This window comes from Nitrososphaerota archaeon (assembly GCA_011605775.1).
In the GTDB taxonomy this organism is placed as follows: Archaea; Thermoproteota; Nitrososphaeria; order Nitrososphaerales; family JAAOZN01; genus JAAOZN01.
On sequence record JAAOZN010000036.1, the window covers coordinates 25650 to 47472 of the forward strand.

Genomic DNA, 21823 nt, shown 5'->3' on the forward strand with positions numbered 1-21823 from the left:
TCACCTACGCATGATATGTGAAACGCCGTAGACCAGCAGAAAGACTAGGGCTGAGCCTATAACTGCAGATATTAATGTGCCGATATATGGGTCTAAGCCTCCAATAGTATAGTCTGGTAGGATACCCTTGTAGAAGGGGGTTTCCTCCACACCCAGATTTGACGCGATATTTTCAAGCGGCTCTGAGTATCCAACCAGCTCAGCAGCATAAGCGAATAGCGGCGTAAGAATTATCAAAGCAGCAACGATGAAGAATGCCCTCTTCAACCAATCTTCACCTCGCCAACCAAGAGCTCGGGTCTACTCTTTAGGAGGAAGGCTACGGTGGCTGAGGTTACGAATCCCTCCACTATGCCTAAAAGTGCGTGCCAAATGAACATAACCGGAACCGTAACCCAGAGATTGTAGGCGAAGATCGAAGACGAACCTATCTCTAAGCCGCAGGCTAAAGCTGCTGAAACCGCGCCGAACCAACCAGCTAGAAATGCTGCGGCTACTCTGCTTCTGCGTGCTAACAGGGTATAAATTAGGTAGGCTGCTATAACCCCAACTACACCCATGTTGAGTATGTTGGCGCCGAGTGCTGTGAGCCCACCATCCCCAAAAACGAGGGTCTGGACAGCTAGGATGGAGGTCATTACGAGTATAGCTTGTAGTGGACCTAAGAGGATGGCTGCGACCCCTGAGCCTACGAAGTGGGCTGATGTGCCTCCTGGTATGGGCCAGTTGAGCATCTGTGCTGCGAAGATGGCTGCCGCTAACACACCCAGCAAAGGGATTCTGGATTCGTTGACACCTTTCTTCTCTAACAAGTAGACTGCTAAGCCTATGGATGCTGCTGCTAGGGCGTAGGTTAGTGCTGAAAGCGGTAGGTCGAGGAAGCCATCTGGAATGTGCATAGCACATATCTCTTCGCAACATTGGTATTAAAACTTTACCTTCTAGTAATACTAAAGCGCGGTAAGGATTTAAACCAAACGCAAGTAGGTGAGTATGGTGCGCGGGGGTTGCCGAGCCTGGCCAAAGGCGCGGGACTTAAGATCCTAAATAAGTGGTTAGGGCTGGATTTGAAATCCCGTCCCGCAGAGGTTCATAGGACATAGTAACATTGTCCCATGGCCGCAGATGGGTTCGTGGGTTCAAATCCCACCCCCCGCACCAAATCTGATGTTGAAACGAGTTATTCGGGTTTAACCTTGAGTATAGGTCCGTCTTTTTGGATTACCCTAACCTTCTGCCCTTTCGCTATGTCTTGGTCTGATGTGGCTTGCCAATATTCTGCTCCATATCTCACAAGCCCGACGCGCCCCCTTGGTATGTCTTCTACTGCGATGCATAGTTCTCCCACTATTCCTTTTAGTGCTGGTGGTCTTCTTCTGGCTTGTATGACCTTATAGGCTGCGAAGATAAAGAAGACACCTATTGTTAGCGGTATTATTAAGGTGGTTAAGAGAAGGCTGTTCAAAAGATCGGAAGAAATCAACCAAGGACCAGTAGGTAGAGAGGGGAATAATAGCAGCCCACCTATTATGATGCAAGCAAACCCAGCTCCACCCATCAGCCCAAACCCTGGTGTTAGCAACTCAGCGAGCAGTAGAATAGCGCCCAGTGCTATTAAGATTAACCCCCCAATAAATATCCCTGTCAACCCAAGCCCTATAAGTCCAAGGATGAGGCAGATTCCACCTACAACTTCGCTGCCGTAGCCTGGTGACGCTACACCGAAGATTAGAGCATAAAGCCCGAAGATGAAGAGTATATATGAGATCAGAGGGTCTGAGAGCACCTTCAGGATCTGTAGCCTTAAAGACGTTTCCCAGAATACAACTGTAACTCCAGTGGTCTTGATGCGATAGGGTCCTGTGAACGTCTGCACCTCAACCCCATCTACCATCTTAAGCAGATCTTCTATGGATTCTGCTACGAATTCGATGATGCCCATTTTCTTCGCCTCTTCTGCTGACAGGTTTAGATTTTCTTTTATAAAACGCGCAGCAGCGGTTTCGTTTCTCCCGTGCATCCTAGCTCTTTCTACTAAGAAAGTGGTTAGGGCGTTGATCGTCTTTGTGTCATTTACCGGCTGTGTGCCACCCAACGGGTTATACGCTACTGGTTGGGCTGAGCCGATTATGGTGTGCGGAGCCATGGCTGCTATATGTGTTGAGAGCAGTATGTATGTGCCTGCTGACCAAGCCTTAGCGCCTTGAGGGTAAACGTAACCGATTACAGGCACAGTCGCTCTTTCTACGAGCTCGATTATCTTCATCGTCGCATCCAGGTTTCCACCGGGTGTGTCGATTAGTAGTAAGAGTGGTGTGTTTAAGGATTCGGCTTCCTTAAGAGCCTCCCCTACAACCTCGCTCGACATACTCGTTATAGTACCCTCTAGCTTTACAGCGATCATATTTTCAGCATATGATTCGGCTGGGTAGAGTAGTAGGGGGAGGTAGAAAAGAATCAAGATTAGGAGAAGGATCTTTTTCAACGCCTTTAGATTTCCCCTCTATTCACTCTTTGCCTTCTCTCCCTTGAGTAGACCTATTAATGTTGCTAGGTCTGCGGATGCGCCTGTTGTTGTAACGACGATTAGGTTCTTTTCTCGAGCGATCTCGGCTAATGTCTGAAGCTCTCGCAGCCTAAGGGCGGTAGGCGTCTTCTCATACATAGCAGCTGCTTCAGCCATCTTGCTCGCCGCTTGGTATTCACCATCCGCTACTATGATCCTTGACCTCCGTTCACGCTCAGCTTCTGCTTGCTTAGCGATAGCTCTCTGCATAACCTCAGGTAGTGTGACATCCTTTATGGCTACAGCCTGCACCTTTATCCCCCAGTTGTCTGTTGCTGCATCAAGTATCTCTGTCAACTTTTTGCTGAGCTCCTCCCTCTTTGAGAGTAGCTCGTCTAATTCAACTTGCCCAAGCACATCTCTTAGTGTAGTTTGCGCCAAAAGGTTTGTCGCTAATATGTAATTCTCTACTGAGACTACTGCCTTCTGTGGATCAAATACGCGGTAGTAGACTACGGCATCCACATCTACACTCACGTTATCTCTGGTTATCACCCTCTGCTTAGGAACGTCAAAGGTTATTACCCTAAGATCCACCACCCTTAACACATCTACTATCGGGATTCTGAAGAATAGCCCAGGCCCTTTAGCTCCTATCAGCCTACCCAATCTGAACATCACTGCCCTCTCATACTCCTTAACGATTCTTATTGAAGCCCTGAGGAAAGAGAGGATGATTATTAGCGCAATTATTCCGAGGAATATTTCGACTTCAGCCATCTAACAACCCACGATCGTATTCGGATTGCGTAGTAGATAAAAGTTGCTAGATCCTCTGCTCAGCCGCTTTCATCCTTGATGTTTAACTGCCGCAGCAACTTCGGATACAGTGTTGGGTGGGTTAAGTCCTCCTTCGTATCTACAATTTTAACCTTCATCCTTTTGTTATAAGCAAGCTTAGGTGCGCTAAGAACCTCGAATCTTATTAGAGCGGATTTATACCAGTTCACACCAGGATTATTCTCTGTTCTGAAGCCTAGGTTGTATGCGAACTTCTCATAATTTACTGTGTTGTAATCCATAGGATAGGATGAGAAGCCTTGGATAATGTCTGTTATCACGCAGTTCATCTTTGAGAGGAGCCTTTGTGTTTCGAGCCATTTTCTTAAAGAGGCTTCGTGTAAAGTTAGACCGAAATAACCTACACTACCCTCTTTCAGGCAGGTTATGCCCCGTATGAGAAAGGCTTTAAGCCCCGAGAGTGTTTCAAGAGGCTCTGATGAGAAGACATCGAACCTACCTGCGAGCGTCTTAGGTAGAGGGTTGGCTACATCGTATTCAATATACTCTATGTTGAAGCCGTATATGCTGTTAACCCTACTTATGAACTCTCCAATCCTCCTATCTATGTCTAGAACCGTTATCCTTGAAGGTAGCTGTGTTAAAGCAAGAGCCACACTTAGGAGGTCATCATCTCCTATTAGGACTATGTTCTTACCGCATAGATCTCCGTAATGGTGCATGAGGGCAACCCTCGCTAACACATCTTCTCCTACCATATAGCCTTGGAAGTATTCGAGTGTTGGCTGTGGGCGCTCCTTAACGATCTCCTTAAACTTCTCCGCAAGGTCTTTGAAGCCCGCTTCACCTACTATCCGCTTGCCACCACATACTTCACACATTCTAGTCTTATATTGCAGCTCCTTTGGGTTGACGCTCTGTTTGCCCTTCCCCGTTAAATAGAATACACCTTTCTCTTCGCCGATAAGCCCCTCCTTATAGAGATGCCTTAGGGCGCCTATCGACTCTCTTAAGGTGCGGTCGGATCTCTCAAGTAGCTCCCACACCGTCTTATTTGAGTACGCTAACTCTCGCAAGATTTTGGCTTCTAATCTCTCCAAAGTCCACCCTCCTGATGAACCTCTCCTCTACAGAGGTTGGTTTAAACTCCTCTAAGAGCAGTTGGTAGGCTGTTAGAGCTGGCTCATCAGCGCCGCAAGTAAATATATCTAGAGCAATATATGAGTATTCGGGCCAAGTGTGCACGCTGATGTGCGATTCCCGTAGAAGATAGACGGCTGATACGCCGAAAGGCTCAAACTGGTGGAAGCAAGAGGAGACTACGTGTAAACCGGATTTAGCAACTACCCTATCCAAGACCGCCCGAAGGTGTTCAACCCGGGAGATCTTCCCAGAATCCACACCCCAAAATTCGGCGATAATGTGAATGCCCATTTCTGAACACCCACATTATCGTCGAACGGTATAGAGTATGGCTTCATCCATATTTATATTTTCCTATTTTTCCACCTCCTTGTTGGGAAAATTGTAGTGTTGTGATGTGAGGTGGTGGATGGGTTGGCTTACGAGAAGTGTAGCGAATGTGGGAAGGAGTTCTATGATTGGAGCGAGTATCGAGCGGAGCTTAGGCTTAAGCAGCATATGAGGGACAAGCATGGTTTAGCTGTTGAACAAAAGTGAGGCGCTACAGAGAGTATTTAGAGGGTTTGCGGAGAGGAGGGGGTGGGATTTGAACCCACGTGTATCCGCTCTGCAGGCGGACGCGTAGCCGCTCCGCCACCCCTCCCAATCATCTAATATTTAGAAAAGGGGTTATAAAGGCTTAGTTTCTACTTCTCAACCTACTTTTGTGTGTTGGGTGTAGACTTCTATCGCCTTTTCAACTGCTGCTAGTGGTGCTAGTCTTTCTATGCTCAGTAGGATGATCTTGTTCAGCCAGTAGAAGACGAGTATGCAGAGCTTTTTTCTTATGGTGAGTACGCATTCGACTTCACCCATCTTTTCATTCCAGCTCTCCCGCTCTCTCTTCCTTGCCGCGATCTGCTTCGCGTATCTTTGAAGCTCCTCTTTCGTAAGGATCATATCTATATCAGGTTTGCAGGCAAACTTTATCACTTCACCACCCTCTCCTATGAGCATTACGCACCTAACTTTCCTATGGCAGTTCAGCATCTTATCGACTATATCTTCACTCAACAGCATAGTAAACGTTAAAGGTGGTGATAAGTTTAATGGTGCGAATTAAGAGAAAGTCGGGTCAAGGCTCTTTTCCTCTTCTTCTTGGGTGGCAATGGGTTTTGTTCTTGAACGCTCCGATATGATGTATCTTCTAGGATAGGGAATCTCTATCCCGTTTTCATCGAACGCTTTCTTGATACGCTCTCTGAGCTCAGCAGCGGTTACGAAGGCGGTGGGTTGATCTTTGCACATAAATATGAGCCTAAGCTTTAAACCGTTTTCGCCGAATTCGAGTAGGTGTACTCGAGGCGGCATATCTGGTAAAACATTAGGGTGCTCCGAGGCTATCTTGATCATAAGGTTCTTCGCCAACTCGTAGTTAGATTCATAGGATATGTCAACGAAGACCGAGCCTATCATTCTCGGGTCCTTGAGGTGGTAGTTGACGACGACTTCGCTGTCAAAGACCGAGTTAGGTACGACAAGCCTCCTGTTATCCCAAGTCCTTATTATGGTGTGGGTGATCTTTATCTCTTCAACCACACCATAATCTCCTCTGAATAGTAGGGCGTCTCCAAGCCTAAATGGTCTCACAAAGTAGATTAATAGTCCAGAGAGCCAGTTTCCAACGACCTTCTGCGCAGCTAAACCAACTACTATTGCTGCGAACCCCATGCCTGAGACGAGGCTGAGGAGGGCTGGTAGGCTTGGTGGGAAGATGATCGAAAGGGCTATTAGTATCGCCAAGATCCATATTATGTAGGTTATGATCTTCTGCAGACCTACGAGAGCGGTTTCCTTATCCGCTTCACCAGCAGCAACCCTTCGACCGAATCTGGTGATCGCGGACTGTATGATGACGACTAGCACAGATGTTATGGAGAGGACGATCGCAGCCTGCATAAGGTAATCCGCACCAGTAGAGAGGTATTCGGGTAGTGGCAGACGCATCTTATCAGAAAAATAGTTAAGAAGCGTAGAAACACTCAGCAAAAAGATCGTAATAAAGAGGGGCCACTTTGAGACCACAACCAAATAATCATCGAGCTTAGATTTAGTTCGCGCAGCTAGATTGGCAATATGTTTGTAAACGTAGTATACGATGGCAAGTGGGATTGCTGAGACGATTACCGCCGCTACAACCTCAGCTACGAACAGCAGGTCATTAGGAGTTGTCATAACCTTCTACCATCCCTCCCTCTAGACCTCAGCTGTGTAATATTTAATCTATCTCTGCAATATGGTCTGCTTAATCTAGTGTTGGGGTATTACGTAGCTTTTCGCAGTACTCTTTTGATAGAAGGTCGCATCCTTTTAAGAGGTGGTTAAGGTATCCTCTGCTCGGCTTTAACCCTTCGGCAGTCATCTTTCGATTAGCGATATACGCAACTGCATCTACCACCTCGCCGCTCTGTAACCTTACCTCCACTTTCCGTCTATCGTAGTGGTGTGGGTAGCCTTCAAACCTATCTAACCTCTCTATATCTTTGTCTGCGATCTCGTAGAGGATGCCCTCGACCACACCGCCTTCGTCTTTTACGATGTTCGCATAACCTTCTCCAGGGTTTCTTGTGGAGCGTTTGTTGAACACCAGCCTATACCCTTCCAGCACAGCCTTCTCCCTTCTAGAGAACCTAACCCCTCTCTCCCTTAGCCTATCACAATCCATGTTTGAGCCGTATGCGAAGTATTTCATCGCCTTAAAACACGTCTTCTGAACAGCTGTCAGCTCTTCTTGCTGAGCTTGATTTCGATTGCTGAAACGTATCTGGTCTGCTCACCTGAGCCAACCTGCTCCGTATCCGTCTTGATGCTCTTGACCTCGTAGTTGTTGAAGCCGAACCTTTTCGTCACAAAAACCGCCACATCAACCGCCTTCGACACATACTTTCCACGCGCCTTCACCACTACCTCACCTCGACGCAGTAGGCTGCTGAAGGCTGAGGCGACATAGATCATGAGCGGCTTCTGGCCTATGAATATGATGTTGTTTGATGCGGGCTTCTCTCCACTCATCTATCCATCACCTCCTGAACCCTCTAGAGTTCAAACCATCCAGAGTAGTTAGAACCTTTGATTTTATTCTCCGCTCATCTTAATATCCTTATCGTTCGATTAAACTCCTTATTCGCATTGCGTCCAAAGTTGTTTTGTTTGAAAGCGATATATCGACATATTTAAATATGAATTAAGGAGAATAACAACATGGAGTATGAGTAAGCACTTTCCGACGGAGCACGGAGTCAAGATATTTCTGCGAGCTAACCCTAACTACGAAGAAAGCTCAAGCAGCTGCTCCAAAAACTTTGGGACACTGAATAGGAGAGTTGAGGGGGCTAGGATTGGATTATGACGTGATAGTAAATGCGATATTAGGAGGGTTATACGCACTCGAAGACTACGTAGCCTATCACGTCTTAACCTGCCTCATCCCAGCCTTCTTGTTAGCTGGGGCTATAACAGTCTTCCTATCCCGTGAAGCCATACTCAAGTATCTAGGCTCGGCGGGCAAGAAGTCGATATCGTTTCCCTTGGCGGCTGTGAGCAGCATGGGGCTGGCGGTCTGCTCCTGCACAGTAATACCGATCGCGGCTGGGCTCTATCGCAGGGGCAGTAGTATAGGCCCGGCGTTCATAATCTTGTGGACAGCTCCTGCATCAAGCCTGCTAGCCCTGGTTTACACCGGAGCCATACTTGGCTTGGATATGGCACTGGCGAGAATAGTCACCGCCTTATCCACTACCGAATTATGTAGGTGTTGGTAGGCCTTATTTTCCCGATAAGGTAGTGTTGTTTCTAATACCTATGGCAGTAACTTCTCTATATGCTTGGCGAGCCTTCGACAGCGTATCGATTAAGGAGTGGTTAAGCGAGACCCTCTGGTTCGTCAGACTGATATTTCCGCTGATGCTGATCGGCGTCTTCGTAGTCGGCATAATCACAGCCTACATAGTCGGGAACATCGTTTGGAGGTAACGAGCTTCTTTGCTGGATGCGAGGCTGCTCGCATCTTAAGAACGGTTCGCTAAGGGAAGTGGTTGGAAAAAGGAACTATTCGTAGATTCAAGAGCTTGTCAAACCCAACCCCTTTTGGAAAAACATCGTTTCAATAACGCGAAGCCACACACCCTCTATTATCCCCTGCGCATCAATAAAAACCAAAGAATAAGGAGAAAAAAGCAGAGGTAAATTCCCATTTGGTCGGTTAGGAAACAGTTCATTACCAATATTCTGTTTGGAGAATTGTTGTTATTTTGCCCCAGTCTGGGACCAGCCCGAATCCTTTGAAGTAGTAGCTGTGTTTTCTGGTCTTTAAGATTTTGAAACCTCCTCCCCATAGGGATATCATCGCTTGAAGGTTTCTTCTTACGCCTCTGTGGGCTCTGCCGAATCCTCTTTTCATAAGCTCATCTGCCACTTTGCTCAAATATTCGTTCTGCGTTTGGTGTTTTTTATCGCTATTTAACATGTTTATCTGAATATCCCAAATATATTTTAGTAAAAGCAAGTGTCTTCCGTTAATCAAATATGCTTTCGCCAGAGCGTTTCTAAATTCCTCTGAGTCCCAGCCGTAGGTATCACCTATAGATAAGATTCTTGTGCCTATAATAGTTGGTTTCCCATCTAAGCTCCATAGCCCACAGTGAAGAAAAGGTAGTCGATAGTTTAAGAACCATGAAGAAAATTTCAAACGTCTGCCTAGCCGTCTAGGCGTGCCATCGTTCGCGTATGTTTTTCCTTGCTGCATCAGCGTAAAGAAATCTTTGAACACCTTTTCCTTGATGTCATCTGGTTGGTTTCTCAATTCATAGGATCGTTTCAACATAAGATAAAATTCGTGTATTGACTCATCCATCCAGAATGCCCAGAAAACCTTCCCCACAGCTGCCTTCTTCTCTAACGGTCCTGCGGGTTGTGATGGGTATGGAACCAAGACCTTTAGCTGCCTTACATCAGTAGGTTCATATGCTATAACAGCTATCTTTAGTGGTAAACTGCGAACAATGCTGCTAATGTATTCGGCTATGTTGAAGTTTTCAGCGGTTTGTGGCAGAATCAGCGTTGAGTGGGAAAAGTGTGTTAGGTAGGCTACGGCTTGACCCAAACCTAGTAAATATTCTCGCCTAACTTGCTCTGGAGGTTTAAACTCAAAGCTGTAGGTCATTCCTCTTCTATCATCAAAAACGAAGTCTGGTTCTGGCCACTCCGATGAGGATGTGATGACTACTGTTGGCCTATATAATGTTCTCCACGGGTCCACACCCTTAAGGACCAGGTCTCTGATTGTACGAGCGATTTCAAATGCCATCTCATCATGCGAAAGGATGCTTGCAACTTCTCTGCTCGGAGCTGACTGTGTGCCCAATCTTTAGACCACTTCTTTCCTGAAGATTAGGCAATATTGATGGGCTCTGTTTCCTATCCAAACGTTATAGATGCCTAGTGGAAGAAGTGGTTTATCATCCTGTAACCAAATCTTCTCATCTTTAGGAACCCAAGCGTAGGGTTCTTCGCTTAAAATTTTAAGCGTATCAAAGGCAAGCGGATATAATCTCTCATTATAAAAGACGTTATTTGTTATAACCGTCAAATAACCACCGTTCTTCGTTACTTTGTAAACTTCGTTAAATATTTGCTTCAAGGCTTTTAAGAATTCGTTATAGTCATCGATATTGCCTATATCATTTGAGTCCTCGCTGTATTTAGTTTCAAAACCACGCTCCTTCCTTCCCTTTTGCCTAAGGTAATCTCTTTTTAGTTGATTCCAGTAAGGAGGGCTTGTAATACAATAATCTACAGGGGGGAAATTATTTTCCTTCCATATTTCGCTTAACCTTCTGGAATCACCGTGAATCACTTTTATGAGCAGTTTCTCTGGGGTCAACCCCATAGAACTTAGGAGAAACTCTGAGCCTTTTCTCTGGCTTAATAGGTTCTTAACTCTCATTTCCGCAATTTCAGCCCATTTTTTCACAACCTCAATACCTATACCAGATCTTTCACTTTCAATGCAAGCGATAAGCGTGCTACCCGTCCCCAAAAAAGGATCTAGAACCAGCTGGCCTCTTTTCGTGAAGAACTCAATGAACTCTTTCACAAGAGATTCAGGAAAAGCTGCTGGATGTAAGAGTTTGGCGTTTTCTCTTGGAGTATTCAGGAATAAACCACGTTTTGGTAAACTTGATCCACTCTTTACCACTTAATTCATTAAGTCTATTGACAATCTTCTTGTTCTGAACCGCTCTCATCACTTCTCTAACTTATTACCAGCAAGTTAGTAATTAAGTATTACTGCAGATAGAGGGCAAACAACGAGTAAGATAGTTTATGCCTACCATCATTTTTATATACCTCTTTGCTTCTGTGCTGAATTTGCAAGGTAAACAAGGCGGGACCGAGGGGACTTGAACCCCTGACCCCCAGCTCCGCAGGCTGGTGTCCTATCCAAGCTAGACGACGGCCCCGCACTTGTACAGATAGTAGATTCTGCTTTATAATTTGCTACCTCCCCCAGCTTCAACTAAGGCTTCTTCGATAAGTTGGGCTGCCTTCTCCCTACCTATATCAACTACGTATGGCCCTAGCCTAGGTCCGTGGTCTGATAAGATGAGTATCTGGTAGAGTCTCTTAAAGAGGGCTGGTGCTCTGAGATTGTTTCGCTTAGCCGCCTCAAAGACGCTGTTCTGTATCTGCTGGGCATCCTCTAACCTTCTTATGGCTTCCGCGACTTCAGCCAACGCCTTTCTCTCCTCTAAGCTCAGCTCGAGTTTAACTGGCTCGAACTTTACAAAGTCATCAGCCCAGTTGGATGCGAGAGCTATCTTCACTTTTAAGAGTTCATCAGCCTCCTTCACGAAGCCGTATGCTGCGAGCTTCTTCAGCACAAATTCAACTCTAGCCTCCCTAGGTGCTACAGCAGCGAGCTGAGTTAGAAGCCTGTATGGTACGTGTGTTGATGGTTTAGGAGGTGGTTTAAGGTGGTTCACATATTCGTAGAGCCCCCGCATCTTCCTCAACTCAGCTGGGTTATCGAGCTTCTTGACACCAAAGTATACATCTTCCAGCTGGTCGTATTCATCCATATAGTTTGGCACATCCTCTACAGATAGCGTCCTCGTCCCCACTATCCTCTTGTACATTAAGAGGAGGAGTGATTGAGGTGTACCGTATCTGAGCCACATCTGAGGTGTGAAAACATTCCCAACTGACTTGGAAATCTTCCTACCAGACTTATCTAAGAAGAGCTCGTATCTGATGTGATACGGGTGAGGATAGTTCAGAACAGTCTCTGAAACCCAGTCATTAACCTTAACCGAGTCAGCAATATCCTTACCGTACGCCTCAAACCTTATGTCTAATGCAGCCCATCTAGCAGCCATCTCACCCTTCCAACTTAACTTACCTCTACCCGCTAGAACATCCACCTCTCCCTCGTAGCCACAACCCTCGACCCACCGTCCAGCTATCTCAGCACCCCTACATCTATACGCAACCGCATGCCTCTCCTTATCATACGCATAGGCCTCAGCCACATAAAGCCTACCACACTTCGCGCAGAGAGGGTAGTAGGGCAGCACTTCCTCAAACTTCCTCTGCCCTATAGTCTCAGCAATATACTGCCCTATCATCTGAGCATTATTCAATATTTGTTGGATCTGGGCGTTCAAGAGACCCTTTCGATAAGCCTCAGCTCCGCTCTGAAACCTATATTCGATGCTCAACCTATCTAAGGCATCCAGCAGCATGCCACTCATATGCGCGCCATAAGAGTCGTGGCAGCCGAATGGATCTTGAATCAAGGCTACTGGTTTGCCTATCTCACTCTCAAGCCACTTGGGCAGCCCAGCAGGCACCTTGCGCAACCCGTCGAAGTCGTCTGAATAGGCTATTAACTCAGATCTGAAGCCTTGGTCCTCTAGAGCAAGCTTAACACCATACGCCCTAACAGCATCCCCAAGACTCCCTACGTGAGGTATGCCAGAGGCACCTAAACCACTCTCCACTCTAAGAAGCGTTAGAGGTCTCCCCAGCTGCTTCTCTCTCTCAATGATCTTATAGGCTACCTTATCGAGCCAGGTTCCGCGCCCTATTACGTCTCTCTTCATGTCGCTATCTTCTTACCACTTGCAACCTTAAAAAATATTTTCTATATACTACTCATTTTTTTACCGCTAACCATACAGTATTTAATAGGAATTGCACAGCGGTAAAGTAACCAATGAGATCGTAGTAAAGAAGGAGTTGGCCCCATCCATCAAGCTTATGGTAGTCTATAATCCACTGGTAGCGAGGAAGTTTAAGCCAGGGCAGTTTGTAATAGTGAGGGTGTGTGAGGAAGGAGAAAGAATACCCTTAACAATAGCGGATGCCGATGACGAAAGTATAACAATTGTGTTTCAAGAGGTGGGGAAGACCACTAAGATGCTCGGTCAACTGAATGTGGGAGATAGAATCCTAAATCTGCTGGGTCCGCTCGGGAGACCGACTCACATCGAGAACTATGGGCATGTTTGCTGCATAGGAGGGGGCGTAGGTGTAGCAGCACTATACCCAGTAGCAAAAGCTCTAAAGGAAGCGGGAAACAGAGTTACATCGATAATCGGCGCTAAAACGAAAGATCTTATAATATTTGAGGATGAGATGAGAAGGGTATCAGACGAACTATACATAACTACTGATGATGGATCAAAGGGTGAGAAAGGATTTGTGACCGATGTGTTAAAGAGGCTTCTAGAAAAGAACATCTTTGATAGGGTCTTTGCCGTAGGACCTGCTATAATGATGAAAGTAGTCAGCGATGTAACCAAAACAAAAAATGTTAAGACGATAGTAAGCCTTAACCCAATAATGATCGATGGAACCGGAATGTGTGGCGGCTGTAGGGTTATAGTAGGCGGTGAACCGAAATTTGCCTGTGTTGACGGACCAGACTTTGAGGGACATCTTGTTGATTTCAACCACCTTCTCTCACGCTTAAAGATGTATGAAAAGCAGGAAAAGGAGGTTATGCAGGCAGCTTGAGCACCAGAGTAATCAAAAAGAATAGGGTACCAATGCCTAAGCAAGAGCCATCTGTGAGGATTAGAAACTTTGATGAAGTCGCACTCGGGTACACACCTGAGCAAGCGATGGAAGAGGCAAGTAGATGTTTGCAGTGTAAAGATGCAAAGTGTATTGAAGGATGTCCAGTTGGGGTCGACATTCCCACATTCATCAAATACATCAAGGAAGGAAACTTCCTCGACGCGGTTAAAAAGATTAAGGAGAGGAATAGCCTACCAGCTATATGCGGAAGGGTCTGCCCACAAGAAAATCAGTGTGAAAAACTTTGTGTAATGGGGAGAAGATGGGAGCCTATAGCTATCGGGCGGTTAGAAAGGTTTGCAGCAGATTATGAGCGGCAGAGCGGCTCAAGGTTTGTTGTAGCATCATCCGGAGAAAAGGGCAGAGTTGCCTGTGTCGGTTCTGGTCCTGCAAGTCTCACCTGCGCAGCCGATCTCGCGCTTATGGGTTACGATGTCACTATATTCGAATCTTTACACGTGCCTGGGGGGGTGCTTATGTACGGTATACCCGAATTTAGGCTGCCTAAAAAGGTTGTGCAAGATGAGGTGGAATACGTCAAGTCTCTAGGTGTCAAGATAGTTACTGATGTAATCGTAGGTAAAACAGTGACCATTGACGAGCTCTTCAAAGAAGGGTATCAAGCTGTCTTTATTGGAAGCGGCGCTGGTTTACCAAAGTTCCTTGGCATCCCAGGTGAAAGCTTAAATGGTGTGTATTCTGCTAACGAGTTTCTTATAAGAGTGAATCTGATGAAGGCGTACCTCTTTCCCAAATATCATACCCCTATTTATGTCGGGAAGAGGGTTGCTGTGATCGGTGGGGGGAATGTTGCGATGGATGCTGCGAGGGTTGCTTTAAGGCTGGGTGCAGAGGAAGTCTACGTAGTTTATAGAAGAGTGGAAGCTGAGATGCCCGCAAGAAGAGAAGAAGTTGAAAACGCAAAGGAGGAGGGGGTCAAATTTGTGTTTTACTCAAATCCGATTAGAGTTCTTGGTGAAGGGTGGGTTAAAGGTTTGGAGTGCTTAAGGATGGAACTAGGAGAACCAGATGAGACCGGGAGGAGGAGACCTATCCCGATACCTAACTCAAACTTCATACTTGAATGTGATAGTGTTGTTGTAGCGATAGGTCAAAGCCCCAACCCGCTTATTCCAATGACCACAGAAGGGCTAAAGATCGGTGAACACGGAAATATCATAGTTGACTCCGAAGGTAGAACCTCAAGAAAAGGTGTATTTGCTGGAGGCGATATTACTAGCGGCGAAGCAACTGTTATAGCTGCTATGGGTGCGGGCAAGAGGGCTGCGAAAGCCATAGACCAGTATATTCAGCTAGGCGTCGGATGGTGATGCATCGAGATGTGTTTAGCCATATATGGTCCCTCTAGCTTATACCCAAGTTTCGCGTAGTATTGGCGAACACCTACCGCGCTTGTTATAAGAATCTTATCGCGGTCGAAATCCTCTATAGCAATCTTCTCCGCTTCGTATAAAAGATTCTTGCCGAACCCTTTATGCTGCCAAGCTTCGTCTTTCCTCGTACCTAAAGGTAGCGCCTCCCCATAAACGTGGAGCTCTCTGATCAATGCTGTCCTATGCCCCTTTACTTCAGGTCTATGAGCTTTTTCAGACGGTATGCGTAGCCTCAGGAAGCCGATGAGGGTTTCTGATCTTGGGTGCTCGTAGGAGAGAAAGATCTCCGTGCCTTGAGCTGCTTCATAAACCTCCTTCATCAACCTAACCTCTTCCTCATCTATCTTGAGGTTTTTGAGCCCTACTTCTCTACATCTGATGCATCTGCACCTTGAGCCCCTCCTCGTTAACTCCTGATGCACCAGCTCCCTTAGATTGCCGTGCTTGACCCCTGCGACGATGTGTTCAGCAGGGATCTCTCTCTGGATGCGCATAATCCTAACCCACCTTGGTACGATTTCTTTAACATCTGCGAGCAACTTTACAGCTGTTTCGAGTGGGTAAGGCTCGTATCTGCCAGCAAGATAGAGTTTATGAAGCGCTGTGCCCTCTGTGACTAGAGTAGGGTAGACCTTTACCATGTCGGGCTTAAAACAGGGGTCTTCAAACAGCCTTCTGAATGATTCAAAATCAGCATCAACGCTGGAACCTGGTAGCCCGGGCATCATATGCGCAACTATCTTAAGCCCAGCGTCTCTCGCAAGTTGGAAGGCTTCGATAACGTCTTTGACCGTGTGACCCCGATTCACAAGCTTGTAGATTTCGTCAGATAATGTTTGAACACCTAACTCAACTCTTGTAACACCGTAGCTGAGCATAAGGTCGATCTGCTTCTCTTTACAGTAATCTGGTCTTGTTTCGACCGTGAAGCCGACGTTTCTGATCTTAGCGTGCTCAGCCTCCTTTAGCGCCTCCTCAAGCGTTTCAGAAACTTTGCCGTTTAACGCATCGAAGCAACCCTTAACAAATTTGGTCTGCTCATCTTCTGGTAGAGACGTAAATGTGCCGCCTATGATGATGAGCTCAACCTTCTCCACGCTATGCCCGATCTGCTCAAGCTGCCTCAGCCTAGCCTTAACCTGAAGATAGGGGTCGTAAAGGTTCTCTTTAGCTCTCTTGGATGACGGTTCAAATCCTGTGTAGCTTTGAGGGGTACCCATAGCCACGCCACCAGGGCAGTAGAGGCAGGTGCCGTGTGGGCAGGGGTGGGGTGCGTGCATCACCGCGACAACAGCTATTCCACTAGCTGTCCTTACTGGTTTGATCTTTAGCCCAAGGGTCTTTTTCAGATCATCGGGTAGGGTGTTCAGTAGCTGTTTCAGCCCAATCAGCTTGTTTAACCCGTATCTTTTTGAGATCACCCTTTGGTAGTAGATGAGCCCCTTTTTTGTTAGATTTGGTTCTGAAGATATTATCTGGGCTAGCTCTTTGAGCGCTTTCTCTTGCGCATTCTCCTCATGGGTGGTAGAGTTTTGCTGCAAGATGATCTATTCAGCTCTTCGCTTTATCTGAGCTTCTTGAGCTGCTTAAGTTAAGTTTATCGGTATGCGTAGGAGAAGGATTAGTGTTGAGGAGAGTTGAGCGAGGATATAGAATTTGAGCTGCTTGAGAGCAAGCCTGTGGGAAGCGACACTGTGGTCTTTAGGCTGGAGGATGGTGCCATAGTGAAGATTCGGGTTGATATAGATAGGGCTGGTGTTGCGATCAACTACAAGAACCCAGATGGCTCGCCGCACTATAATATAGCTGTCTCAAATAAGATCATAATAATCCCGCCTAACAAAAGATACCGCCTACCAAAGGAGCACATCCATCCAACGACACAACAAAAAGAAGGGAAGAGTGAACCCTACGGCTAGAAGGCGGCTACAGATGAGCGATACATTAGAAGAGATCTTTAGGCTACAGAAAGAATATGTTTCAACTTGCACATTTGAACGCTATCCTAAGAGCCTGGAGGAGCGTATCTCAGCCCTCTGCACCGCTATAATTCATGAGGCTGTTGAGCTGCAAGATCTGGGAAGGTTACTAGAGTGTCACCCGCCATCATTTAACCGAGGTAACATAACTTTAAGTGACACGTAAACACATATGCTGGGGTGAGCATATATCATATGATGCCTTTCGAAATAGTTTGCGGTAGTTGCGGTGAAACATTATACTGGGGAATGGATCTTATCCCACCTAGGGAAGTTTTAAGGGCAAAGCGGGGTATCTGCTACAACTGTGGCGCTAAACTTTCACTCGACTTCGTACTCGAAGTTATAAAATGTGAGGCATATAAACCACCTATAAAGAGTGTGCTACTTAAGAATAAGGCGCGTGAAGTTGAATAGATAGCCTTAAGAAAGCTTCCTTCAGCACCTCTGCTGATGAACTACGAGCAGACCCTTAGGCTGATGCTTGAGCGGGGCTTCCTTCTGCCTAGCTCAGAGATATATCCAGATGCGTTGGCTGGTTTCTGGGATTACGGGCCGTTGGGTGTCGCGCTGAAGAATAGGTATATCGATGTTTGGCGAAGATACCTTGTAAGACGGGACGGTATGATTGAAATAGATGGCTGCCAAATAATGCCTAAAAGCGTCTTCGTAGCGTCGGGGCACCTAGAAGGGTTTGAGGACCCCATTGTAAGCTGCACAAAATGTAATCTCACGCTTAGAGCTGATAGGCTTATTCAAGAGAAGACAGGCAAGATCGTACCAGAGCGGTTGCCCAACGAGGAACTGGAAGCGTTAATCGCCTCAAATAACATCGTCTGCCCCAGCTGTGGTGCAAGATTGGGGAGCGTACGCAGATTTAACATGATGTTCAGAGTGAATGTAGGCCCCTCAGGCGATGAGGCTTATCTTAGACCAGAAACCTGCCAGAGCATTTTCGTAGACTTCCCAAGGCTCTTTAAGGTTATGCGTTGCAAACTACCCGTGGCCTTTGCGCAATATGGTAAAAGTTTCCGTAACGAGATCTCTCCTAGGCAGAGTCTTATGAGGCTTAGGGAGTTTTATCAGGCTGAGATAGAGGTCTTCTTTAACCCGGCTAAAGCTAATGAATTTGAAAAGTTCGATGAGGTTAAACGTGAGGTTTTGAGGCTGGCGATGAAAGGTGAGGAGGTGGAGGAGCTTACAGTAGTAGAAGCGTTTGAGAAGGGGTACTTACCGAACAAGCTCATCGCCTACTATTTAGCCATCCTCCAACAATTCTATAGATATGTTGGGTTGGATATTAAGAGAACCCGCTTTAGGAGGCTCGGTGACGATGAGAAGGCCTTCTACGCAACCTCAGCCTTTGATTTTGAGGTGGAAACCAGTCTAGGTTGGGTTGAGCTGGTAGCTTGTAATCACAGAGGTGACTATGATCTATCGGGGCACGCTAAAGTTAGCAAGAAGGATATGATGGTATTGGATGGTGATAAAGATGTTCTGCCGAATGTCTTTGAGCTTTCGATGGGTGTTGATAGAAGCGTCTACGCCGTAGTAGAACATTCGCTTACGGTTGAAGGGGAGCGTACAGTCATGCGCCTTAAACCATACCTCGCGCCTGTTCAAGTTGGGGTCTTCCCGCTTGTAACTAGAGATGGGCTACCAGAAGTCGCTAAGCAGATCCACTCTAAACTAAAGCTGGGTTTCGACGCCTTCTATGACGAATCGGGCAGCATAGGAAGGAGGTATAGGAGAATGGATGAAATCGGCACACCTATTTGTGTCACAGTCGACTACCAGACCCTTCAAGATAACACCGTCACAATAAGAGACAGAGACACGATGGCTCAGGAGAGGGTAAAGGTAAGTGAGTTAGAACAGATTCTCTACCAAAAGATCTACAGCTATCCCGCCTAACTCATAAGCAGAAAGACAGCCATAGCGGCAAACGCGCCTATGAATGTAGAGGTTAGATTAACGAGGTTATTATCAAACCTAGGTATGCCTGATACGAAGGAGCCTTTAACACCGTGGTGCGTAGGCTGTTCAACAACTCTACCGCAGACTGCGCATTTGTACTTTTCTTGCAGAAGAGCGCCCAGTAAACTATCGCCTATCGAGCCTAGTGTACCGCCCGCGGCGGCGACAGCAACCACCTTAAACAGAGAGCCGCTAAAGAAACCAAGCATATATGCAGAGAAGCCGATGATCAAAGCGCCCACAACAGCCATGCTGGTGCCTAGAGGCGTTACACCACCGGAGGTGCCTGGTTCGACTTGGCGGCGAAGATCCACTATAAGTCGAGGCTTCGTCTTACTCAGTAACCCTACTTCGGTTGCAAGCGTATCCGATGCTGCTGTAGCCACAACACCGAGAAACGCTGCTGCAAAGATGTCCCCACCAAAGAGATATTCGGCTGCGGCGAACAAAGCTGCTGCCCCGCCGTTTGATACTGCATTGACCCAGCTTCTGGCGCCTCCTTTGGCTTCTGCTGCGCCAAGGCAGCGTTTGTATGCATATTTGTAGCGTGTGAAGAATGAGGCTGTTACGAAGAAGATTATCATTACGAGCAGCCAACCCCAACAACCGGAGCCAACAAAAATTATCATACCTATCGCTGTGGAGGCTATTGCGCCGCTTAGACTAAGGGCTCGTAGTCTGAATGCTAGGTAAGAGAGGAGCGTTATAAACACGAACCCTACTACTATATCGGATAGCGGCAGTGGCATAAACCCCGGATATGGCGTGATAGAGATTTTTAAAAACATTTCCCTCTCTGCTACCACGTACTGCTATGGTTTTGCGAGGAAACCATCCAGTATTTGCTGTACCTTGTGGAGTACGTGGTTTCAGGCACTCTTGGGTAGATGAAAGGTGTGGTCTAGTATGGGACGAATGTTAAGGGTATGTATTTTCTAGGCAACACTTCCGAGGGTTTGGGCAGCTGATTCTCAACATCCGATGGAATTTTCCCGAGGAAGTAGGCTCTTGGCTTATCTGTTTCGTAGGGAAGGGGTTTAACCCTCCCTTCCGCTACCAGTTTTCCAGCTGGATCGGTAGAGCTGTCTAAATCTCCATAAATTCTGCCGCCGCCTGGGCAGTTTCTTACGCAAGGTGGCGATTTAGATGCTTCGCCGCAAGCAGGATCCCTCATTTGCGTGCAGACATAAGGTATCCATATAACCCTCTTTTCACTGCGTGAGTTAAGTTCAAGCACGGTATTCCAGCAGTCCTCGTTTTTATCATAGGTCCACACTCTACACGCTAGTGTACACGTGTGACATCCGATGCATCTATCCAGGTTTAGAACAAAGCCGAACCTAGCCATAACAGTTTACACCTCCTTGTAGACTTGGCAAAGCGCCGCCTTATATGTGGGGAAACCCGAGATAGGATCGAAAAGCCTTGGTATAAGCACATTAGCGTGTGCTTCGGGAACCATCGCCCAGCCGTGGAAGACGTCAACAACACCTGGGGGTACGATGTAGGTTAAATGGGCTTTCACCTTAATCTTTCCGTGGCTATTCTCGACTACGACAAGATCACCCTCTTCGATATTCCTTTTCTCCGCATCCTCAGGGTTTATATTGAGTATTGGGTAAGGCATAAGGTCTCTAAGCCACGAAAGCTCCCTCCACTTACTATGCGTATACATAGGAACCCTAGAGCCCGTGATTAAGATAAGCGGATACTTCTGAGCTAAATCCGGCCTGCTTATGGGCGATTCTTCTGGCTCTTTGAAGACTGGGAGCGGGTCATAACCATGCTTCTCCAAGATTGTGGACCATATTTCAACCTTGCCAGTTGGTGTCGGGAAACCAGGCTTCTTATCCCTTCGCAGCAACCCCTTCTCGTATTTCTTATATTCCTCTGAGCCAGGTGGAGGTATCTCCTTGCCTTCTGGGATGGGTATTTCGTCTGTGGTTACACCAGCCTTCTGCAGAATATAGTCAAGCCCTTTCTTGGTATCGCCATCCCAAAACTCCTTTGCATAGCCCAGTCGGACAGCTAAATCAAATACTATTTGCCAATCGGTTTTTGCCTCCAAGTAAGGCTTTACAACAGGCTTCCTAACGTAAATCTTCCTCCCAAACCAGATGAAGGGTTCAAACCTCTCATAGTTGGTTGCCGCTGGCAAAACTACGTCGACATAATTATGCGTCCAAGGCCTAAGGAAGTAGTCAACCGCCACAACAAACTCCATCTTTTTCAAGGCTTCTTGGTACTCTTGAAACTGTGGCCACATTGTAGCATTTCATGGGGATACATAAACTACCGGCACTAACCGCACCCTTCGTCCTAACAGCGTGGGTCTTCTTGTTTGCGGCAAGAACACTTTTCAAAGGAATAAGCCCAAGCGTGGGATGGTGGGAACGTTGGCCAACTTATGGTGCTGAGGATAAGATGGAAGTTGGAGAATTTATAAAAGCTGTATTCAGAGGTAACGCCCAAGTAATGTTCAGCGATAGCTGGATTACAGGCGTAATCTTCTTTGTAGGCTACACACTAGGAGGAATAAGATACTATTGGGCATATGGTCCTGAATTTGGCTTAGAACCATTAACAACTGGAACCGGTGGACCGTTCCTCCTAGGTGGTGTAATAGGATTTGTAGGCTCACTTTGCGGGACTTTGATGGCATTAGCATGTGGGGCTGATAAACAAAGCATTAAACATGGACTTTATGGATTTAATGGGTCGTTATGTGCGCATGCTCTAGCAGCTGGTGCTTTGCCTGGCTTTGGATTATTCCCAATGATGACTCCAGCCTCTATCTTGTTCGGCGCGATAGTAGCGGCAGCTATATCATCAATAGTCATGGCATTTGTGACAGAGATGTGGAAGCCTTACAGCTGTCTCTTATACACATCTGACGCTGACGA

26 protein-coding genes, 3 tRNA genes and 1 pseudogene are annotated in these 21823 nt (G+C 46.7%); 11 read left to right on the plus strand and 19 right to left on the minus strand.

What is annotated here, in order from left to right; all coding sequences use genetic code 11:
- On the minus strand, positions 1 to 267 hold the full coding sequence (locus tag HA494_03410) for a metal transporter (GenBank protein NHV96820.1): 267 nt from the start codon (positions 265 to 267) through the stop codon (positions 1 to 3).
- The gene (locus HA494_03415; GenBank protein NHV96821.1) at positions 264 to 899 is read right to left on the minus strand and encodes an energy-coupling factor ABC transporter permease; all 636 of its coding nucleotides are present in this window, start codon (positions 897 to 899) and stop codon (positions 264 to 266) included. The genes HA494_03410 and HA494_03415 overlap by 4 nt, the downstream gene beginning before the upstream one ends.
- Positions 900 to 1000: 101 nt before the next feature.
- Here HA494_03415 and HA494_03420 point away from each other — a divergent pair.
- Positions 1001 to 1161, plus strand: a tRNA-Leu gene (locus tag HA494_03420).
- A 19-nt stretch (positions 1162 to 1180) separates the two neighbouring features.
- Here the strand turns inward: HA494_03420 and HA494_03425 are convergent.
- The 9 genes from HA494_03425 to HA494_03465 form a co-directional block, all read right to left on the minus strand.
- Complete coding sequence (locus tag HA494_03425; protein NHV96822.1) at positions 1181 to 2485, minus strand: nodulation protein NfeD; 1305 nt, start codon at positions 2483 to 2485, stop codon at positions 1181 to 1183.
- An 18-nt stretch (positions 2486 to 2503) separates the two neighbouring features.
- On the minus strand, positions 2504 to 3286 hold the full coding sequence (locus HA494_03430) for a slipin family protein (GenBank protein ID NHV96823.1): 783 nt from the start codon (positions 3284 to 3286) through the stop codon (positions 2504 to 2506).
- 59 nt (positions 3287 to 3345) lie between these two features.
- Entirely contained in the window at positions 3346 to 4407 is a 1062-nt protein-coding gene (locus HA494_03435; GenBank protein NHV96824.1) for a bis-aminopropyl spermidine synthase family protein, read from the minus strand.
- Positions 4358 to 4741, minus strand: a complete 384-nt coding sequence (gene speD, locus HA494_03440; GenBank protein ID NHV96825.1) for an adenosylmethionine decarboxylase — start codon at positions 4739 to 4741, stop codon at positions 4358 to 4360. Before speD ends, HA494_03435 begins: the two co-directional genes overlap by 50 nt.
- A 280-nt stretch (positions 4742 to 5021) precedes the next feature.
- A tRNA-Cys gene (locus HA494_03445) sits at positions 5022 to 5093 on the minus strand.
- A gap of 50 nt (positions 5094 to 5143) precedes the next feature.
- A complete protein-coding gene (locus tag HA494_03450) occupies positions 5144 to 5503 on the minus strand; it encodes a hypothetical protein (GenBank protein ID NHV96826.1) in 360 nt (119 codons plus the stop codon).
- Positions 5504 to 5548: 45 nt separating this feature from the next.
- On the minus strand, positions 5549 to 6664 hold the full coding sequence (locus HA494_03455; protein NHV96827.1) for a mechanosensitive ion channel family protein: 1116 nt from the start codon (positions 6662 to 6664) through the stop codon (positions 5549 to 5551).
- A gap of 70 nt (positions 6665 to 6734) precedes the next feature.
- Positions 6735 to 7181, minus strand: coding sequence for a gamma-glutamylcyclotransferase (locus HA494_03460; GenBank protein ID NHV96828.1), 447 nt, complete (start codon positions 7179 to 7181; stop codon positions 6735 to 6737).
- Between the two features lie 29 nt (positions 7182 to 7210).
- Positions 7211 to 7501, minus strand: coding sequence for an RNA-binding protein (locus HA494_03465; protein ID NHV96829.1), 291 nt, complete (start codon positions 7499 to 7501; stop codon positions 7211 to 7213).
- A gap of 196 nt (positions 7502 to 7697) precedes the next feature.
- On the opposite strand from HA494_03465, the gene HA494_03470 reads away from it, so the two are divergent.
- Genes HA494_03470 through HA494_03480 form a run of 3 tightly spaced genes read left to right on the plus strand, consistent with a single transcriptional unit; the run spans position 7698 to position 8461 of the window.
- Complete coding sequence (locus HA494_03470) at positions 7698 to 7838, plus strand: hypothetical protein (GenBank protein NHV96830.1); 141 nt, start codon at positions 7698 to 7700, stop codon at positions 7836 to 7838.
- Positions 7828 to 8250 carry a hypothetical protein gene (locus tag HA494_03475; protein ID NHV96831.1) on the plus strand — a complete coding sequence of 141 codons (423 nt, stop codon included), beginning with the start codon at positions 7828 to 7830 and terminating at the stop codon, positions 8248 to 8250. The genes HA494_03470 and HA494_03475 overlap by 11 nt, the downstream gene beginning before the upstream one ends.
- Before the next feature lie 40 nt (positions 8251 to 8290).
- Positions 8291 to 8461 (plus strand): hypothetical protein, encoded by a 171-nt coding sequence (locus HA494_03480; protein ID NHV96832.1) that lies wholly within the window; start codon positions 8291 to 8293, stop codon positions 8459 to 8461.
- A gap of 244 nt (positions 8462 to 8705) precedes the next feature.
- On the opposite strand, the gene HA494_03485 is transcribed toward HA494_03480, so the two are convergent.
- From HA494_03485 to lysS, 4 genes are all read right to left on the minus strand, one after another.
- Complete coding sequence (locus tag HA494_03485) at positions 8706 to 9851, minus strand: hypothetical protein (GenBank protein ID NHV96833.1); 1146 nt, start codon at positions 9849 to 9851, stop codon at positions 8706 to 8708.
- A gap of 3 nt (positions 9852 to 9854) precedes the next feature.
- Positions 9855 to 10685: a site-specific DNA-methyltransferase gene (locus HA494_03490; GenBank protein NHV96834.1), complete on the minus strand. Its 831-nt coding sequence runs from the start codon at positions 10683 to 10685 to the stop codon at positions 9855 to 9857.
- Positions 10686 to 10875: 190 nt separating this feature from the next.
- A tRNA-Arg gene (locus HA494_03495) sits at positions 10876 to 10950 on the minus strand.
- Between the two features lie 27 nt (positions 10951 to 10977).
- Positions 10978 to 12591 carry a lysine--tRNA ligase gene (lysS, locus tag HA494_03500; protein NHV96835.1) on the minus strand — a complete coding sequence of 538 codons (1614 nt, stop codon included), beginning with the start codon at positions 12589 to 12591 and terminating at the stop codon, positions 10978 to 10980.
- Between the two features lie 157 nt (positions 12592 to 12748).
- Between lysS and HA494_03505 the strand changes: the two genes are divergently transcribed.
- Positions 12749 to 13507 carry a sulfide/dihydroorotate dehydrogenase-like FAD/NAD-binding protein gene (locus HA494_03505; GenBank protein NHV96836.1) on the plus strand — a complete coding sequence of 253 codons (759 nt, stop codon included), beginning with the start codon at positions 12749 to 12751 and terminating at the stop codon, positions 13505 to 13507.
- A 32-nt stretch (positions 13508 to 13539) separates the two neighbouring features.
- The gene (gene gltA / locus HA494_03510) at positions 13540 to 14901 is read left to right on the plus strand and encodes an NADPH-dependent glutamate synthase (protein ID NHV96837.1); all 1362 of its coding nucleotides are present in this window, start codon (positions 13540 to 13542) and stop codon (positions 14899 to 14901) included.
- On the opposite strand, the gene HA494_03515 is transcribed toward gltA, so the two are convergent.
- Positions 14880 to 16505, minus strand: coding sequence for a tRNA uridine(34) 5-carboxymethylaminomethyl modification radical SAM/GNAT enzyme Elp3 (locus HA494_03515; protein NHV96838.1), 1626 nt, complete (start codon positions 16503 to 16505; stop codon positions 14880 to 14882). The two genes, gltA and HA494_03515, sit on opposite strands and share 22 nt — an antisense overlap.
- Before the next feature lie 96 nt (positions 16506 to 16601).
- Here HA494_03515 and HA494_03520 point away from each other — a divergent pair, with 96 nt between their 5' ends.
- The 4 genes and pseudogenes from HA494_03520 (at position 16602) to glyS (ending at position 18857) form a co-directional block, all read left to right on the plus strand.
- Positions 16602 to 16883: a hypothetical protein gene (locus tag HA494_03520; protein NHV96839.1), complete on the plus strand. Its 282-nt coding sequence runs from the start codon at positions 16602 to 16604 to the stop codon at positions 16881 to 16883.
- A 76-nt stretch (positions 16884 to 16959) separates the two neighbouring features.
- A pseudogene (locus HA494_03525) lies at positions 16960 to 17037 on the plus strand (dUTPase).
- A 101-nt stretch (positions 17038 to 17138) separates the two neighbouring features.
- The gene (locus HA494_03530; GenBank protein NHV96840.1) at positions 17139 to 17360 is read left to right on the plus strand and encodes a hypothetical protein; all 222 of its coding nucleotides are present in this window, start codon (positions 17139 to 17141) and stop codon (positions 17358 to 17360) included.
- Positions 17361 to 17396: 36 nt separating this feature from the next.
- Complete coding sequence (glyS, locus tag HA494_03535; protein NHV96841.1) at positions 17397 to 18857, plus strand: glycine--tRNA ligase; 1461 nt, start codon at positions 17397 to 17399, stop codon at positions 18855 to 18857.
- Here glyS and HA494_03540 read toward each other — a convergent pair.
- The 3 genes from HA494_03540 to HA494_03550 all read right to left on the minus strand — a co-directional run bounded on the left by HA494_03540 (position 18854) and on the right by HA494_03550 (position 21144).
- Positions 18854 to 19669: a DUF92 domain-containing protein gene (locus HA494_03540; protein NHV96842.1), complete on the minus strand. Its 816-nt coding sequence runs from the start codon at positions 19667 to 19669 to the stop codon at positions 18854 to 18856. The genes glyS and HA494_03540 overlap by 4 nt on opposite strands.
- A 152-nt stretch (positions 19670 to 19821) precedes the next feature.
- On the minus strand, positions 19822 to 20268 hold the full coding sequence (locus HA494_03545; GenBank protein NHV96843.1) for a hypothetical protein: 447 nt from the start codon (positions 20266 to 20268) through the stop codon (positions 19822 to 19824).
- Positions 20269 to 20274: 6 nt separating this feature from the next.
- Positions 20275 to 21144, minus strand: a complete 870-nt coding sequence (locus tag HA494_03550) for a molybdopterin-dependent oxidoreductase (GenBank protein NHV96844.1) — start codon at positions 21142 to 21144, stop codon at positions 20275 to 20277.
- 53 nt (positions 21145 to 21197) lie between these two features.
- On the opposite strand from HA494_03550, the gene HA494_03555 reads away from it, so the two are divergent.
- On the plus strand, positions 21198 to 21823 hold a 626-nt coding region (locus HA494_03555), incomplete at its 3' end, for an urea transporter (GenBank protein ID NHV96845.1).